Annotated in this window: 2 protein-coding genes; both read left to right on the top strand. The window is 71.4% G+C overall.

What is annotated here, in order from left to right; all coding sequences use genetic code 11:
- On the top strand, positions 1 to 364 hold a 364-nt coding region (locus RKE29_RS30005; protein ID WP_312008861.1), incomplete at its 5' end, for an acyl carrier protein.
- Positions 365 to 416: 52 nt separating this feature from the next.
- On the top strand, positions 417 to 1167 hold a 751-nt coding region (locus tag RKE29_RS30000), incomplete at its 3' end, for a beta-ketoacyl synthase N-terminal-like domain-containing protein (RefSeq protein WP_312008860.1).

Raw genomic sequence — 1167 nt, 5'->3', positions numbered from 1 at the left:
CGGGTTCGACTCGCTCAGCGCCGTCGAGCTGCGCAACCGGCTGGGCCAGGCCACCGGCCTGCGGCTGCCCGCCACGCTCGTGTTCGACCACCCGAACCCGGCGGCGATCGCTCAGTTCCTGCTGACGGAGGTCTCGCCGGACGCCGCCCCCGACGCGCACCTGTCCGAAGAGCAGGAGATCCGCGACATGTTGGTGTCGATCCCGATCGGCGCCCTGCGCAAGACGGGACTGCTCGACATGCTGCGCGAGCTGGCGAACGGCGACGTGCCGGACGACACGGCGGCGGACGAGGACTCCGCGGCGTCGATCGACGACATGGACGCCGAGGCCCTGATCCGGATGGCCGAAGAGGACATGGCATGAGGACAGTCGAGAACGCGGTTCCCACCGGACGCCCGGAAGCGAAGGAATAGGCATGGCTGCCGAGAAGAACAGTCTCGTTGAAGCCCTCCGGAAGTCACTCAAGGAAACCGACCGCCTCCGGCAGCTGAACCGGCGGCTCGTCGCACAGTCGACCGAGCCGCTGGCGATCATCGGCATGAGCTGCCGGTATCCGGGTGGTGTGGCGTCGCCGGACGAGCTGTGGGAGCTGGTGGCGTCGGGCCGGGACGCGATTTCGGGCCTGCCGTCGGACCGTGGCTGGGATCTGGAGGGGCTGTACGACCCGGACCCCGACCAGCCGGGCAAGCTGTACACGCGCGGCGGCGGCTTCGTCGACGGCATCGGGGACTTCGACGCGGACTTCTTCGGGATCAGCCCGCGTGAGGCGCTGGCCATGGACCCGCAGCAGCGGCTGCTGCTGGAGACGGCCTGGGAGGCGTTCGAGAGCGCGGGGCTGGACCCGACCTCGCTGCGCGGCAGCGACACCGGCGTGTTCGCCGGCGTCGGCGCCTCCGACTACGCGGCGGTGTCGGCGAGCGGCCTGGGCCAGCTCGAAGGGCTCCGGGTCACCGGGGGCACCACGAGCGTGGCGTCCGGCCGGATGGCCTACACCCTGGGTCTCGAAGGCCCGTCGGTGTCGGTGGACACGGCGTGCTCGTCGTCGCTGGTGGCCCTGCACCTCGCCGCGCAGGCGCTGCGGTCGGGCGAGTGCTCGATGGCCCTCGTCGGCGGCGCGACGCTGATGCCCGGCCCGTTCATGCTGACGGAGTTCAGCCGGCAGCGGG

The sequence above is a fragment of the Streptomyces sp. B1866 genome, assembly GCF_031932565.1.
Taxonomy (GTDB): Bacteria; Actinomycetota; Actinomycetes; order Streptomycetales; family Streptomycetaceae; genus Streptomyces.
This window is presented reverse-complemented; position numbering and strand designations above follow the sequence as displayed.